This is a genomic window from Echinicola arenosa (assembly GCF_014841125.1).
In the GTDB taxonomy this organism is placed as follows: domain Bacteria; phylum Bacteroidota; class Bacteroidia; order Cytophagales; family Cyclobacteriaceae; genus Echinicola; species Echinicola arenosa.
Map to the genome: position 1 here is coordinate 179,412 of NZ_JACYTQ010000004.1, position 14,489 is coordinate 193,900.

The following is a 14,489-nucleotide window of genomic DNA, read 5'->3' on the forward strand; positions in this document are numbered from 1 at the left end:
GCCTTTCCACATCCAAAACAAACAATTAACCAATTAAATTTCCTTCATCATCCCACTGGGCCAAAGTGGCCCTAGTATCAGGGTTCATATAGATAGGAATATATTTTTCTTCTAACTTAAAGCCATGCTTGGCCATTACTTCATCAGGAATACCATCCCAAACATTTGGTCGATTTCCTTTGTAATCAAGGTCTTTGAAGCCTTCTTGTGAGGTAAAGAAACCGGTGGAAGTCAGGTCTCTCAAGGTATTGAAAAACTTCACACCACGGCTCATGGCTGGTTTGGCCTTGTCCGGGTAAGCGATGTCATCGATAATCTGAATACGCTCTTCTGTACTTGCCTCCATAAAGGTCTTGCCAAAGCGGTCATCAGCTTGATTGTCCAGCCACATTAAACCTCCTCTCATCGGAGTTTGGTAATGGGGCATATCCTTTACAATGAATTCAATGAAATCAGGTACGCCGGCATCAGTAGCACTTCCAGATACATCATCCTTAGGGATGATCACATCTACCAAGTAGTTGAGCTTTTCCATCTCACCTTCGGTGAAGAAAACATCCTCTTTCAAGGCGGCATTGTGAGCCATCTCTTCGGGTGTCCTGCCCCACTTGGTACCTTCACCAATTACCGGTGCATGTGCGATTTCTTTAGGGGCTTCAGGTCCACAACCAGTCATAAAAAGACCAGATGCCAATGAGCCTGTAAACAATAGTTTTAAATTCTCTCTTCTATTCATCGCCCTATTTTTAGATATTTTTCTTTTTCAATTCACTAACAATATGGTCGGAAGTTCTCCAAGCCAATGCCAAGATGGTCCAAGTAGGGTTTTTGTCTGCTTGGGATACAAATGAGCCTCCATCTACCACAAATAGGTTTTTGCACTCATGAGATTGGCAATTGCTGTTCAAAACTGAAGTTTTAGGGTCATTGCCCATACGAGTGGTTCCCACTTCGTGGATGATTCTACCAGGAGCATGAAGACCATATTTGCTTTCAGGTCCTGCTTTTTCTCCAAATAATACTGCTCCTGCATTGGTCAAAACTTCTTCAAAGGTGTCCTGCATGTGCTTGGCTTGGTTGATCTCCTGATCACTCCAGGTATAGTTGAATTTCAATACAGGGATACCGAATTTATCCACCGTGTTGTTATCGATCTCACAGTAATTGTCATACCTAGGGATACACTCTCCTCTACCGGACATGCCAACCATGGAGCCAAAGTAACGACGAATGTCTTTTTTCAAGCCTGCCCCATAGCCTCCAGCTGTACCTGGATTGCCGAATTCATCCTTGATATGCTTTCTGATGGTGTCCATGCCAAAGCCAAAGCCATAGCTTGGCATGCTCATCCCGCCCCAGTATTCTATATGGTAACCTCTGGCAAAATCCAACTTGCTGTTGTCCAACCACCATGGTGTGTACACGTGCATACCTCCAACACCGTCTTCATTGTACTTTTGTCTATCAACCAAATCTGGGATAAAGCCCATTCGGTCAGAGCCTGTGGAGTCATGGAGATACCTACCGATCATTCCGCTTCCATTTCCAAGTCCGTCAGGGTGAACCGAAGATTTGGAATTCAGCATGATTCTAGCAGACTCACAGGCTGAAGCTCCTAGAACTACCACCCTTGACTTTAATTTGTATTCCTTCATGTCCACCTTACTGATGTAGGAAACGCCGGTAGCAAGTCCTTTGGCATCAGTGGTTACTTTTCTAACCATAGCATAGGTGTAAAGGTCCACTTTGCCCTTTTTCATGGCTGGCTTGACTAGACAAGTACCTGCAGAGAAATCTGCATAAGCCTGACATGCACGGTTACATTGGTTACAGAAGAAACAAGCACCACGTTCGTTATTGATAGGCTTGGTTAAGATGGATAACCTGGATGGCATTACCGGAACGCTCATTTTGTCCGCTCCTTTTTTGATATAAAGCTCGTGCAAACGAGGCTTTGGAGGAGGAAGGAAAAAACCATCAGGTTCGTTATAGATGCCTTCTTTAGAGCCAAATACTCCAATCAATTTATCTACTTTATCATAATATGGTTTGAGGTCATCGTAGCCTATTGGCCAGTTGTCACCCATTCCATCAATGTCTTTTCTTTTGAAATCATTTGGGCCAAAGCGTAAGGAAATTCTTCCCCAGTGATTGGTACGTCCACCGACCATTCTTGAACGGAACCAATCGAATTCAGTTCCGTCTGCTTTGGTGTATGGTTCACCTTCAATGTCCCAGCCACCAATAGCGGCATCGAAGTCACCAAAAGGCCTTAGACGGGTACTGGCACCTCTGCGTGGGGATTCCCAAGGAAACCTTAGCTGTGTCCTGTCTTCTTCTTTGGCAGGGTCAAAATCTCCCCCGGCTTCCACAACAGCGACAGAAAATCCCGCTTCAGAGAGGATTTTGGATGCCATTCCCCCACCGGCACCTGAGCCCACAATGATTACGTCATAGGCTTCTCCCGGTGAATTGATTTGAAAACTCATGTTTAATTATTTTATAATTGTCTTTTAAGTTAATTCAAGATTTTAATAAACCAAAGAAGTAAGAATGGATTTTATAAATGCCCCGCTGGCTTATGTTTAGGCTTCTTGTGGAATTTTGAAGCATAAAAATCCAAATTATCTTGGGTCTTTTTTCAAATGGAAATATATAAAAAAATAATTAGCTAAAAGGATTTAGTTTTGCTTGGAGTTATGGATTTTAAGCAATGTTTTTGCTTTTTCAATAAAAAAAAATGATTTGATTATGAAAATGAGAACGAGGGAAATGATTTTTTAATAAAAATGTAAAAAGTATAATTGACTTTAAAAAATTAGCGGAATTTGACGAATGGTTTTTGTGCACTTTAGATGATGGATTCTATCACCAATCAAAGGATTGGTGATAGGTGTTTCCATACAGTTTCAGCAACGATTTTATGACCTTCTATGGTGGGGTGAATACCATCAGGTTGGTTCAGCTCTGGGTTTCCACCCACTCCTTCCAAGAGAAAAGGAATGAGTATCAAATCATTGTTTTGGGCTAGTTCAGGGTAGATTTTTTTAAATTCAGAAGTGTAGTCTTCTCCCATGTTTGGCGGGATTTGCATGCCTGCAAGCATTAGTTGAGTATTGGGGTATTTATTTTTGACCTTGTCCAAAATAGCTTGTAAGTTTTCCTTTGTGGCGCTGAGTTGTATTCCTCGAAGACCATCATTACCTCCCAATTCTAAAATGAAAATGGTCGGTTCGTCTTCCAGAAACCAATCGATCCTGCTCAATCCGCTGGCAGAGGTTTCTCCACTTAAGCCTCCATTGATTACTTTGTAGTCTAGTTCTAAACTGTCTATTTTATCCTGTATCAATGCTGGAAAGGCCTCTTCTTGATCTACACCATAGCCAGCGGACATGCTGTCTCCGAAGAAGAGTATGGTCTTTTCTGATTTTTTCTCATTAGATTGGGTTTCTTCTTTTTTTTGAACTACTTCTTCACGCCGAGAAGTAGCGTTGTTACAGGCAGAAAAGCTGATGATAAAGCCTAAAAACAATGATAATCGAGATATTACGTGTAATTTATACATAAAGTGAAACTTATTCTGGCAGATTTTCGATTTATATAGTTATTAATTAAATGAAGCCTAATCATCAAAAATGATTAATTTTCAGTGAAACCCGTATCTATTTTGAGCAATATTCCAGGACTTACTCAGATAAACCAAAAATAAGGCCTGAATTGTTTCATCTCCAACATAATATTTAGAATTAGCTTTATGACCATACTTTCCGTAGAAAATGTAAGTAAGATTTACCAAAGTGGAGCACGCAAGCTTACCGTTTTGGATGGAGTAAACTTGGCTGTGGAGGCTGGGGACAGCATAGCCATTGTGGGGCCTTCGGGAAGTGGAAAAACGACATTACTGGGCTTATGTGCTGGCTTGGACAGTGCTTCCTCAGGTAGTGTCAAGTTAAATGGCCATCATTTGGAATTATTGTCAGAGGATCAGCGGGCCGCAGTTCGAAGTCAGGAAATTGGATTTATTTTTCAAAATTTCCAATTGCTGCCGACCCTAACTGCTTTGGAAAATGTAATGGTTCCACTGGAGCTCAAAAAAAGAAAAGATGCCAAGGAGAAGGCCATGGAGCTTTTAGAGGAAGTAGGTTTAGGTGATCGATCTACTCACTATCCTACCCAGCTATCTGGTGGTGAGCAGCAGCGGGTTTCTATTGCCCGGGCCTTTGCTAACGAACCCAAAATCTTGTTTGCCGATGAACCTACAGGAAACCTTGATACCGAAACCGGTGAAATGATAGAAGACCTGATTTTTAATCTTAACAAGGCTTCAGGAACTACTCTCATTCTGGTTACCCATGATGCAGAATTGGCAGCCAAAACCAACAGGATCATTCATATTAAAGGAGGGAAAATTCAAGAAAATCAACATGCATAGAATTTCATGGATTTTAAAAATGGCCTTGAGGGATTTCCGGAAAAACAGGGTCAAATTATTATTGTTTGTATCCTCCATTGTGATTGGGATTGCAGCCTTAGTGGCGATCAATTCCTTTGGAGATAATTTGGAACATGATATCGATAGTCAGGCCAAGGAGCTTTTGGGAGCGGATCTGGTCTTGGAGAATAATCAGCCTATAGGTGATCAAGAGTTGGATAGCATGGCCCAGGAATTGGCCGAAGAAGTCAATTTTGCCAGTATGGTGGCTTTTCCGAAAAGTGGAGAAAGTAGATTGGTGCAGGTGAGAGCTTTGGAAGGTGATTATCCTTTTTATGGACAACTGGAGACTGTACCTGAAGCAGCAGCCATAGGATTTAAGGATGGGGCTAAGAAAGCTTTGGTAGAGAAGATCCTGATGGATCAATTTGATGCGAAGGTAGGAGATAGTGTAAGGGTTGGCAAGGTGTATTTTGAAATTGTGGGAGAGTTGCATGAAGCGCCCGGACAAACTGGAATAACGGCTACAGTGGCTCCTGTGGTTTATATACCAATGGCTTATGCGGATGCAACAGGCTTGATCCAATACGGCAGTCGAGTTAACTATCAGCGTTATTTCAAATTTACTGAAAATACCAATGTTGACGATTTGGTTAAGCCTTATCAAGATCAATGGGAAGAAGATCATATAGATGCAGATACTGTAGAAGATAGAAAAAGAAGGACAGGTAGGTCATTCGAAAACCTATCCGATTTTTTGAGCCTTGTGGCTTTTATAGCATTGCTCTTGGGCTGTGTGGGAGTGGCCAGTGCGGTGAATGTTTTTGTGAAGGAAAAGCTGCCCTCAGTAGCAGTGCTGAGGTGTTTGGGTGTATCATCAACGGATACTTTCTTGATTTATCTTACTCAGATAATGATCATGGGCTTAATTGGGTCGATTCTTGGTGCTTTTTTGGGAACCTTGATCCAATATGTCCTGCCTCAAGTATTTAGTGATTTTTTACCCGTTGAAGTGACGGTTCAGATTTCTTGGGCTTCGGTGGGCTTTGGGGTGTTGACAGGTTTGTTCATTTCTTTGCTTTTTGCCCTTTTGCCATTGCTTAAAATCCGTAAGGTTCCTCCCATGATGACCCTTAGGACAGATGCAGAAGTGGCGAAGTTTGTACGGGATCCATGGAGATGGTTGGTGATGATCGGAATAGCTGTTTTCATCTTCGGGTTTAGTCTAATGTTGCTGGATGGCTGGGAACAAGCTTTGGGCTTTACAGTTTTTGTGACTTTTGCATTTGGAGTACTTTGGTTGGTGGGGACGGCCATAATGTGGGCGATTAGAAAGTTTTTGCCTTTGTCCCTTAGTTATCCTATTAGGCAGTCTTTAGCCAACTTGTATAGACCCAATAATCAAACTATCTCATTAATAGCGACGATCGGTTTGGGGACGGCCATGATTTCTACCTTATTCTTTATCCAAAACCAGTTGTTGGATCAGGTGCAGTTTGCGGACAAAGAAGATCAGCCTAATATGCTTTTTTTCGATATACAGACCAATCAGGTAGATAAAGTCAAAGCAGCCGTGAAGAAAGAAGGCTTACCTGTTATGCAGGAAGTGCCGATTGTAACCATGCGCTTGGATGAGATCAATGGCATGGATAAGTCAGAAAACAATGAGCTGCCTGATGATGACCAAAGATCCAGAGGGCTTTATAATAGGGAATTTAGGGTGACCTATAGAGATACTTTGGTGGAGTCAGAGAAATTAGCAGAAGGTAAATTGTATAAGGTGGAAAGTGAAGGAGACAGCATCTTTGTGTCTTTTGATAAAGGTTATGCTGAACGCACTGGGGTGAAGCTTGGTGATGAGCTGGTCTTTAATGTACAAGGCCGGCCAATGACCACTTATGTGGGGTCTTTCAGAGAAGTGAATTTCCGACAGGTTTCTACCAATTTCTTGGTATTGTTTCCTGCCAATGTATTGGAGAAGGCACCAAAATTCCATGTGGTCATTACCAAATCCAAGACGGACGCACAAGCAGCAAAAGTACAAAATGAAATTGTCCGGGCCTTTCCGAATATTTCAGTGATCAATTTGGGAACCATCGTCGATACATTAGAGGAAATACTCAGTAAGATCAGCTTTGTGATTCAGTTTATGGCGCTTTTTAGCATTGTCACCGGTATTTTGGTGCTGATCAGTTCGTTGATAATAAGCAAATACCAGCGGATGAGAGAGAGTATTTTGCTGCGAACTTTAGGGGCAAGCTCCCCTGTGGTAAGAACCATTAATACATTGGAGTATTTCTTTTTAGGAAGTTTGGCATCCTTAAGTGGGATTTTGTTGTCCTTTATGGCCACGGCTTTGCTTAGCATTTTTGTTTTCGATTTTCCGGTTCGCTGGGCATGGGCTGAGGCAGCAGTGATTTATGTGATCATTACAGCAATTACCGTGATTTTGGGATGGCTGAATGGAAGAAATATTATCAACAAACCTCCCATGGAAATATTAAGAGGGTAAATTTTTAAAATTTTTCTTGCTTAGTGAAACCTTTTAGTGTAAATAGATGTATATACATTAAATACAAAGGCAAGTTATAAAATGAAGATAGAGGAAGCCATTAAACAGAAGACCTTTAAGAGTCCATATAACAAAGCAGTGGTGAACTTATTGTACACGCAGAGTTATTTGGTGACCCATCAGAGTAAGCTTTTTAAGCCTTATGAGCTTTCTCCTGAGCAATATAATGTGCTTCGGATTTTACGTGGTCACTATCCTGATCCAATCACAGTTTCTTCTATTCAGGATAGAATGCTTAATAAAATGTCCAACGCTTCTCGTTTAGTAGAAAAACTTAAACTAAAGGGATTTGCGGAAAGAAAAGAGTGTCCAACTGATAGGAGGCAAGTAGACATCACTATTACGCAGAAGGGCTTAGCGCTTTTGGAGCTTTTGGATGAAGAAATTAAAAACTTTAACGATAGAGTAATCAACCTCAGTGAAGAAGAAGTAAATCAGTTAAATGATCTATTGGATAAACTAAGAGGATAAAAAATTTCGTTATATACGTGTATATACATTTATTGTTAAAACTTAAATTATAAAACTATAAAAATCAAATTGTTATGAGTACTACAAAATGGACTATCGACCCAACACACTCTGAAATTAATTTCAAAGCCAAACATTTGGTGATTTCGACTGTAACCGGAAAATTTAAAAAGTTTGCTGGAGAAGCAGAAGTGGAATCTGAGGATTTCAATGGTGCTAAAGTAAGTTTTACTGCCGACATTGATAGTATTGACACCAATCAATCAGATCGTGATGCACACTTAAAATCTGGAGATTTCTTCGATGCAGAGAAATACCCTCAACTGAAGTTTTCCAATGGTGTTTTGGAAAAAGAAGGAGGAGAATATGTTTTGAAAGGTGAGCTGACCATCAAGGAAACAACCAAGCCAATTGAGCTTTCCGTTGATTTTGGTGGGGTAGCAGATGACCCTTACGGAAATACCAAGGCAGGATTTGAGTTAGAAGGAAAAATCAGTCGAAAAGAATATGGGCTAACTTGGAATGCAGTGACTGAAGCAGGTAGTGTGGTAGTGGGCGATCAAATTAAGATTTTGGCCAGTGTCCAATTGGTAAAAGGTTAATCCAACTTAATTTAAACACACATAGGGAAGAAAAGACCATGTCAAAAGTTTGACATGGTCTTTCTTTGGTCTTTACTTTTTGGTCTGTTTGTACTGTTTCCAGAAATAAATGGGAAACACCAGTGCTTTTAGTTTCCATTCATTTTTTTCTTTTTGACCCAATGTTTCGTCTTTATGAACTGTATTGTACATCATGGAGGCCATGATGGCATGTCCAAATAGCAGAATGAACAGGACGGCATATATGATCAATTCGGTCATCTTATATCAATTTATCTCTTCGCAATTCCCAAGAAGGGTGTTTATTAAGCAGATTATCGTATTTTATTTTTATATTATGGAATAGAAACTAGAACAATAAATCTGCAAAATGAGCCATTTTTAAAGGCTTTGCGAATATCCATAAATTAAACTGTTTATGAAAATTGGCTTGATCAAAGAAGGGAAAATTCCCGTGGATAGACGGGTGGCTTTTAGTCCCGAGCAATTGAAAGATCTGAATGAAACTTATGAAGGGCAGGCGGTATTTGTCGTGCAAAAAAGTGATTTGAGGGCATATATCGATGAAGAGTACCTGAATGCAGGAATAGAACTTGTTTCCGACGTCAGTGATTGTGATGTGCTGATGGGCATTAAAGAAGTTCCTATTGATCAATTAATAGCAGATAAAACCTACTTTTTCTTTTCGCATACCATCAAAGCCCAACCCTACAACAGAGGCTTGCTCAGAGCAGTGTTGGAAAAGAATATCAGATTGATTGATTATGAAGTACTCCGTGCAAATAATGAGCGCGTAGTGGCTTTTGGTAGATGGGCGGGGATTGTAGGAGGATATAATGGGTTATGGACTTACGGCAAGAAGGCCAGTTTGTTTGATATGAAAAGGGCTAAAGATTGCTTTGATCTCAAGGAATTGCATGATGAGGTGAGAAATATCCAGCTTCCTCCAATCAAAATGGTAATTACAGGAAATGGTCGGGTTGGGAATGGGGTAAAAGAAATCCTGGAAGTGGCAGGCATCAGGGAAGTGAGTCCTAAGGAATTGCTCAACAATTATTACGATGAGCCGGTTTTTGCCCAATTGGCCATGGAAGATTATAACAGAAGAAAAACTGATGGTGAATATGATAAGGAGGAGTTTTATTCTCAACCGGAAAAGTATGAAAGCCATTTTTTGAAATACACTGAAGTAAGTGACATTCTTTTTGCTGCGGCTTTTTGGGACCCCAGGGCTCCCAAACTTTTTACAGCTAAAGATGTGGCGAAAGATGATTTCAACCTTTCTGTCATTGCGGATATTACCTGTGATATTGATGGATCTGTGCCAACTACCATTAAGCCAAGTACCATTGCCGATCCCGTTTATGATGTGGACAGGGAAACCATGGAGGAGATTCCAGCCTTTGGGGAGCAATTGAGTATTTCTGTGATGGCAATAGATAATTTGCCTTGTGAGCTGCCCAGAGATGCCTCTGCTGATTTTGGCAGTCAGTTGATGAAGGCAGTGATTCCAGCTTTATTGGAGGAAGGAAACCCAATTATAGAAGAAGCAACCATTGCTAAGAATGGTGTTTTAACACCTAAATACAGCTATTTGGAGGATTTTGTAAAGGTGCACCCCAATGATTGATGTGAGAAAATACCTGGAGCACACCTTGCTTAAGCCTGATCTGACCGACCGTGACATCAATGCCTTGATTGAACAGGCGAAGGTTTCTCAGTTTGTAGGTGTTTGTGTCCCGCCTTTTTGGGTGAAAAAGGTAAAAAGGGAATTACAAAAAGAGGATATTCAAGTGGTTACCGTGGTGGGTTTTCCACTAGGTTATCAAATGACAGAAACCAAAGTCTTTGAAACCCAACAAGCCATTAAAAATGGAGCAGATGAAATCGACGTGGTATGGTCATTGTCTGCTTATAAATCTAGAATGAACTGGCCAAAGATCGAGTTGGCGAAGTTATCATCTGTGTGTCATGAGGAAGGAAAAATACTGAAGGTAATTATAGAGACAGCTTTACTTTCTGATGAAGAAAAGGTAGAGGCCTGCAAGCTTTGTAGCGATGCCGGCGTGGATTATGTCAAGACCTCAACTGGATTTTCCACATCTGGCGCCCAATTGGAGGATATTAGATTGATGAGGGAAAATTTGCCCAGCAATGTAGGGATCAAGGCCAGTGGGGGGATCAAAACATTAGACCAAGTGCTTGATTTTATTCAGGCGGGAGCGGATAGAATAGGTACCAGTTCCAGTGTAGACATATTAAAAGAAATGGCAGAAAGAGTGGAAAAGTAAAATGTTATGGCATTTGATTGACAGGTGTTTTTTCTACAACCTCTATTTTTTTACCCGCTTCCAAATCCCTGACATCACCATCCTTATTGAAATATATCAATAGGAATGGAATCACAAAAAAGGCCAGAAGAATATAAGTCACTCCGATGAACTTTTTCTTGGCCGACTCTTTTCCAAAGTAAATGGCCATTTTAACAGGGATATTCCTCAGTGCTGGAAATGGCAAGAAAATCAGTGCCCCGATGAAGTTGAAAAGAAAATGGACAATGGCTATGGCTATGGCAGCTTCTGTTTTATAAATCGCCGCGATGGCAGCAGTGATAGTAGTGCCTATATTGGCTCCAATAATAAAAGGAAAAACCTTATTGAGCGATACTTTTTTGGTAGCCACAGCCGGAACTAGCAGTGAAGTGGTCACGGTACTTGATTGGACAGCTGCAGTGAAAAACACCCCATAGGCGAAAGCACGATAAGAATATTTAAAGATATGCTTACTTACTTGTTTGAAACTAGTGGATACAAATGTCTTGTAAACAGAGGAAGATAGAATTTTGATCGAGAGGAAGAGTAAAATGACACTAATGATCAGCGCCACTATGGGGAAATCTATCCATTCAATCAAAGTTTTACTAATGGACCTGGTAAAGATGATATTATAGGTGTAATCCTGACCTAAACTTCCAGAGGCATTGAAGAGACTGCCAGATACATAAGTGGCTATTCGACTTAAGAAACCAAAGTAATACTCCAGTGGCAATAAGATGATCACTGTGAAAATATTGAAAAGATCATGAAGTACCCCAGCTGAAATGGCTTTTCGGAATTCACTTTTCTTCATGATATAAGTAAAGGAAACCAAGGTGGAAGTAATCGTGGTGCCGATATTTGCACCCATTACCAAAGGGACCGCCTGCATAATGCTTAAACTTCCGGAAGCAACTACCGCTACGATCATTGCTGTCACGGTACTGCTAGATTGGATTAGGGCGGTCATCAGCAGGCCGATAAACAGCCCGACAAAAGGATTGTTAGTGGCCATGAATATTTCATTGGCTACCTCATTGTTCATGTTGAGGAGGGAAACGGTCAAAAGATCTATCGAAGTCATGAAAAGAATAAGCGCAAATACCATTTGCGCAACCATGATCCACCGATTGTAAGATTCTTTTTTCTGTGCTTCTTCCGTCATTTATTCAAATCGTCCTTTATTAATAGAGGCGTAATTTAAGGTAATTCACAAAATAAGCCGAACAACTATAGATAATTTTAAAATTGATGTAAAGCTTATGTTAACATTATGAGCGAATTAAGGGTTTTTGGAAAAAAATGTCAATATTTTATTTGTGAATATTGTCTTTTTTAGCTAATTGATTTTGTATAAAGAATTATTTAAGGCATATTGTGCTTGAAAATCCGGAAGATAGGTGCTTGGCGGTTCTTCTTAACAATTTGATAACACTATGCTCTTAATATCTTATTTAACTTTGTGGCCAAATAAAAATCGCCTAAAACAAATCTATGGCTAAGCTAAAAGATCAAAACATCAACCAGGACGCCCTTTCAAAAGCGGCCTATTCACTTTTTGATTTTACAAAGAAAGAGAAGTCATTTTTACTGGTATTGTGTGTGCTCGTGTCAATTGCCGGCTTTATCACGCAATATACCTATGCTGCAATGTGGTTTGGATTTACCCTGGCAGCTTACTCGGCTATTGGTAATGACAGTATCCAGACCATAGGTACTTTCATCGCTTCCAACCAACGTAAAAAATGGTATTGGTTATGGCTCTTTATGGGAGGCATATTCCTAGCAACGGCCATTTACAGTTGGATTACCTATGGAGGGGATGTGAGTTATCAGCGTCTTTATGTTAAAGGATTGGACAAAGCGCCGGAGCAATTTGTGTTTCTGCAATTGGCTGCACCTATCGTATTGATGGTGATGACCCGCCTAAGAATGCCAGTGTCTACGACTTTCTTGTTGCTGAATGTATTTACTTATAAGGCAGGTACCATCGGTGGAGTGGTTCAGAAGAGTTTGATAGGCTATTTACTGGCTTTTGTGATCGCTATTGTTACTTGGTTTGTATTGGAGAAATTTGTTACCAGTTATCTTAAAGGTAAAGCCAAAAACTACTGGTATATCTTACAGTGGATTACTTCTGGTACTTTATGGTCACTTTGGTTGATGCAGGATGCCGCAAATATTGCAGTGTTTTTGCCAAGAGCTTTGAATATCTATGAATTTATCGCTTATGCCGGATTTATTTTCTTTGGATTAGGCTTCTTATTTTACTTTAAAGGAGATAGGATTCAAGGTATTGTTAATGAGAAATCAAAAGTTACCGATGTTAGGGCTGCTACCATAGTAGACTTTGTATACTGTATCCTTTTGTTTTATTTCAAAATGTACAGCAAGATGCCAATGAGTACCACTTGGGTGTTTATCGGTTTGCTTGGTGGAAGGGAGATTGCCATTGCATTGGCAAAATCAAAGAAACTACAGAAGAGAAAAGCACGTTTGGTCAGGGCATATAGGATGGCTAGCAATGATGTTATGAAAGCGACCATTGGTTTGGTCGTGTCGTTGATCTTGGCACTCGTTATCAATGAAGGCGTCCGGAATGAAGTCTTTGACTTACTGTTTTAATAAAATATTGAAAGCGGCTGAGGCCGCTTTTTTTTTGCCTCATTTTTAAATTATTGTGCTTTTGGAGGAGGTTGAGGTTTTGTCGCTTTACAAATTTAACTTAACTTCAATGGCCAAAATAGGATCAATGGAATTATACTCACCCGAATATTTTATGAATGAGGCCTTAAAGCAGGCCAAGATTGCTTTTGAAGAAGAGGAAATTCCAGTAGGTGCTGTGATGGTTTGTAGGAATAGGATCATCGCCAGGGCCTATAATCAAACCGAGAAACTGACGGATGTAACTGCCCATGCAGAGATTTTGGCGATTACTGCAGCATCAAACTCTCTGGGGGCCAAATACCTCACAGAATGTGAGCTTTATGTTACATTAGAGCCATGTGTGATGTGTGCAGGCGCAAGTTTTTGGGCCCAGCTTGGTGGCATCCATTTTGCAGCATCTGATCCCAGAAGAGGCTATGGGCGATTGAAGGAAGGGGTTTTACATCCCAAGACCAAAATCAGCAGAGGTTTGATGGAAAAAGAATCCAAGGCACTGTTGGATGCTTTTTTTAAAAAATTGAGAAATTAGTATTATGGGCCTTTCGGAGAACCATTTTTAAATTAACTTGGTTTGATTGGTAAGTGATTTAAAAAAGAAATAATTATTTAATGTTTAACTATAAAATTTTATAAACAATGGCTTTTGAGTTACCACAATTACCTTATGACGTAAATGCATTGGAACCAAATATCGATGCAAAGACAATGGAAATCCACCACGGAAAACACCACAATGGTTATGTTACCAAATTGAACGCTGCTATTGAGGGTACTGATCTGGAAGGAAAAAGCCTAGAAGATTTGATGAAAGTGGCCGGCTCTAACGGAGCGGTAAGAAATAATGGCGGTGGACACTATAACCACTCTCTATTCTGGACAATTTTGTCACCAAACGGTGGTGGCGCTCCATCTGGGGATTTAGCTGCGGCGATTGATGCCAAATTTGGCTCGTTTGATAAGCTGAAAGAAGAATTTGACAATGCAGCAGCTACCCGCTTTGGTTCTGGTTGGGCATGGTTAAGTGTAGATGGAAGCGGTGAGCTTTTTGTATCCTCTACTCCTAATCAAGACAATCCTGTAATGGACATAGCTGAAGCTAAAGGTACTCCTATCCTTGGCTTGGACGTGTGGGAGCACGCATACTATTTGAATTACCAAAACAGAAGACCTGACTATATTACTGCTTTCTGGAATGTAGTAAACTGGGAAGAAGTAGGTAAAAGATACGCAGCGGCTAAATAAGCCCTCAAAGATTAAAATTAACTGAGAAAGTCCTCGGTTCACATTGGTGGATCGGGGATTTTTATTTGTGGAACTGTTCATAAACCGTACGATCGGACTGTACGGTTTTGATACAGATGTTTTTTGGTCTATTGCCTAAAAACACTTCCTGTTGAGTGTTTCGGCCTGTTTCTTTTCTTGGCATTAGT

At 40.4% G+C, this 14,489-nt stretch carries 15 protein-coding genes; 9 read left to right on the top strand and 6 right to left on the bottom strand.

Annotation, left to right across the window (positions count from 1 at the left end; translation table 11 throughout):
* Nucleotides 1-25 precede the first annotated feature (25 nt).
* From IFO69_RS13015 to IFO69_RS13025, 3 genes are all read right to left on the bottom strand, one after another.
* Nucleotides 26-736: a gluconate 2-dehydrogenase subunit 3 family protein gene (locus tag IFO69_RS13015; RefSeq protein ID WP_192010556.1), complete on the bottom strand. Its 711-nt coding sequence runs from the start codon at nt 734-736 to the stop codon at nt 26-28.
* Nucleotides 737-746: 10 nt separating this feature from the next.
* Nucleotides 747-2,489, bottom strand: coding sequence for a GMC oxidoreductase (locus IFO69_RS13020; RefSeq protein ID WP_192010557.1), 1,743 nt, complete (start codon nt 2,487-2,489; stop codon nt 747-749).
* A 386-nt stretch (nt 2,490-2,875) separates the two neighbouring features.
* The gene (locus IFO69_RS13025; protein WP_192010558.1) at nt 2,876-3,565 is read right to left on the bottom strand and encodes an arylesterase; all 690 of its coding nucleotides are present in this window, start codon (nt 3,563-3,565) and stop codon (nt 2,876-2,878) included.
* 189 nt (nt 3,566-3,754) lie between these two features.
* On the opposite strand from IFO69_RS13025, the gene IFO69_RS13030 reads away from it, so the two are divergent.
* The 4 genes from IFO69_RS13030 to IFO69_RS13045 all read left to right on the top strand — a co-directional run bounded on the left by IFO69_RS13030 (nt 3,755) and on the right by IFO69_RS13045 (nt 8,077).
* Entirely contained in the window at nt 3,755-4,432 is a 678-nt protein-coding gene (locus IFO69_RS13030) for an ABC transporter ATP-binding protein (protein ID WP_192010559.1), read from the top strand.
* The gene (locus tag IFO69_RS13035) at nt 4,425-6,944 is read left to right on the top strand and encodes an ABC transporter permease (RefSeq protein WP_192010560.1); all 2,520 of its coding nucleotides are present in this window, start codon (nt 4,425-4,427) and stop codon (nt 6,942-6,944) included. The genes IFO69_RS13030 and IFO69_RS13035 overlap by 8 nt, the downstream gene beginning before the upstream one ends.
* Before the next feature lie 81 nt (nt 6,945-7,025).
* The gene (locus IFO69_RS13040; protein ID WP_192010561.1) at nt 7,026-7,475 is read left to right on the top strand and encodes a MarR family winged helix-turn-helix transcriptional regulator; all 450 of its coding nucleotides are present in this window, start codon (nt 7,026-7,028) and stop codon (nt 7,473-7,475) included.
* 74 nt (nt 7,476-7,549) lie between these two features.
* Nucleotides 7,550-8,077: a YceI family protein gene (locus tag IFO69_RS13045; protein WP_192010562.1), complete on the top strand. Its 528-nt coding sequence runs from the start codon at nt 7,550-7,552 to the stop codon at nt 8,075-8,077.
* Between the two features lie 72 nt (nt 8,078-8,149).
* On the opposite strand, the gene IFO69_RS13050 is transcribed toward IFO69_RS13045, so the two are convergent.
* Complete coding sequence (locus IFO69_RS13050; protein WP_192010563.1) at nt 8,150-8,338, bottom strand: hypothetical protein; 189 nt, start codon at nt 8,336-8,338, stop codon at nt 8,150-8,152.
* A gap of 157 nt (nt 8,339-8,495) precedes the next feature.
* Between IFO69_RS13050 and IFO69_RS13055 the strand changes: the two genes are divergently transcribed.
* Nucleotides 8,496-9,707 carry an NAD(P)-dependent oxidoreductase gene (locus IFO69_RS13055; RefSeq protein ID WP_192010564.1) on the top strand — a complete coding sequence of 404 codons (1,212 nt, stop codon included), beginning with the start codon at nt 8,496-8,498 and terminating at the stop codon, nt 9,705-9,707.
* Entirely contained in the window at nt 9,700-10,368 is a 669-nt protein-coding gene (gene deoC, locus IFO69_RS13060; protein WP_192010565.1) for a deoxyribose-phosphate aldolase, read from the top strand. The genes IFO69_RS13055 and deoC overlap by 8 nt, the downstream gene beginning before the upstream one ends.
* A gap of 4 nt (nt 10,369-10,372) precedes the next feature.
* Here the strand turns inward: deoC and IFO69_RS13065 are convergent, their stop codons facing one another.
* Nucleotides 10,373-11,557, bottom strand: coding sequence for a Na/Pi symporter (locus IFO69_RS13065; protein WP_192010566.1), 1,185 nt, complete (start codon nt 11,555-11,557; stop codon nt 10,373-10,375).
* 329 nt (nt 11,558-11,886) lie between these two features.
* Between IFO69_RS13065 and IFO69_RS13070 the strand changes: the two genes are divergently transcribed.
* The 3 genes from IFO69_RS13070 to IFO69_RS13080 all read left to right on the top strand — a co-directional run bounded on the left by IFO69_RS13070 (nt 11,887) and on the right by IFO69_RS13080 (nt 14,301).
* Nucleotides 11,887-13,017 carry a hypothetical protein gene (locus tag IFO69_RS13070; RefSeq protein WP_192010567.1) on the top strand — a complete coding sequence of 377 codons (1,131 nt, stop codon included), beginning with the start codon at nt 11,887-11,889 and terminating at the stop codon, nt 13,015-13,017.
* A gap of 127 nt (nt 13,018-13,144) precedes the next feature.
* Nucleotides 13,145-13,588: a nucleoside deaminase gene (locus IFO69_RS13075; protein ID WP_192010792.1), complete on the top strand. Its 444-nt coding sequence runs from the start codon at nt 13,145-13,147 to the stop codon at nt 13,586-13,588.
* 107 nt (nt 13,589-13,695) lie between these two features.
* The gene (locus tag IFO69_RS13080) at nt 13,696-14,301 is read left to right on the top strand and encodes a superoxide dismutase (protein WP_192010568.1); all 606 of its coding nucleotides are present in this window, start codon (nt 13,696-13,698) and stop codon (nt 14,299-14,301) included.
* Nucleotides 14,302-14,362: 61 nt separating this feature from the next.
* Here IFO69_RS13080 and IFO69_RS21740 read toward each other — a convergent pair whose 3' ends face one another.
* Nucleotides 14,363-14,485, bottom strand: a complete 123-nt coding sequence (locus tag IFO69_RS21740; protein ID WP_262891629.1) for a hypothetical protein — start codon at nt 14,483-14,485, stop codon at nt 14,363-14,365.
* Nucleotides 14,486-14,489: the final 4 nt, after the last annotated feature.

Coding starts and splice junctions, on each gene's coding strand:
- IFO69_RS13015 (WP_192010556.1), bottom strand. CDS start 736: ATGAATAGAAGAGAGAATTTAAAACTATTGTTTACAGGCTCATTGGCA.
- IFO69_RS13020 (WP_192010557.1), bottom strand. CDS start 2,489: ATGAGTTTTCAAATCAATTCACCGGGAGAAGCCTATGACGTAATCATT.
- IFO69_RS13025 (WP_192010558.1), bottom strand. CDS start 3,565: ATGTATAAATTACACGTAATATCTCGATTATCATTGTTTTTAGGCTTT.
- IFO69_RS13030 (WP_192010559.1), top strand. CDS start 3,755: ATGACCATACTTTCCGTAGAAAATGTAAGTAAGATTTACCAAAGTGGA.
- IFO69_RS13035 (WP_192010560.1), top strand. CDS start 4,425: ATGCATAGAATTTCATGGATTTTAAAAATGGCCTTGAGGGATTTCCGG.
- IFO69_RS13040 (WP_192010561.1), top strand. CDS start 7,026: ATGAAGATAGAGGAAGCCATTAAACAGAAGACCTTTAAGAGTCCATAT.
- IFO69_RS13045 (WP_192010562.1), top strand. CDS start 7,550: ATGAGTACTACAAAATGGACTATCGACCCAACACACTCTGAAATTAAT.
- IFO69_RS13050 (WP_192010563.1), bottom strand. CDS start 8,338: ATGACCGAATTGATCATATATGCCGTCCTGTTCATTCTGCTATTTGGA.
- IFO69_RS13055 (WP_192010564.1), top strand. CDS start 8,496: ATGAAAATTGGCTTGATCAAAGAAGGGAAAATTCCCGTGGATAGACGG.
- deoC (WP_192010565.1), top strand. CDS start 9,700: ATGATTGATGTGAGAAAATACCTGGAGCACACCTTGCTTAAGCCTGAT.
- IFO69_RS13065 (WP_192010566.1), bottom strand. CDS start 11,557: ATGACGGAAGAAGCACAGAAAAAAGAATCTTACAATCGGTGGATCATG.
- IFO69_RS13070 (WP_192010567.1), top strand. CDS start 11,887: ATGGCTAAGCTAAAAGATCAAAACATCAACCAGGACGCCCTTTCAAAA.
- IFO69_RS13075 (WP_192010792.1), top strand. CDS start 13,145: ATGGAATTATACTCACCCGAATATTTTATGAATGAGGCCTTAAAGCAG.
- IFO69_RS13080 (WP_192010568.1), top strand. CDS start 13,696: ATGGCTTTTGAGTTACCACAATTACCTTATGACGTAAATGCATTGGAA.
- IFO69_RS21740 (WP_262891629.1), bottom strand. CDS start 14,485: ATGCCAAGAAAAGAAACAGGCCGAAACACTCAACAGGAAGTGTTTTTA.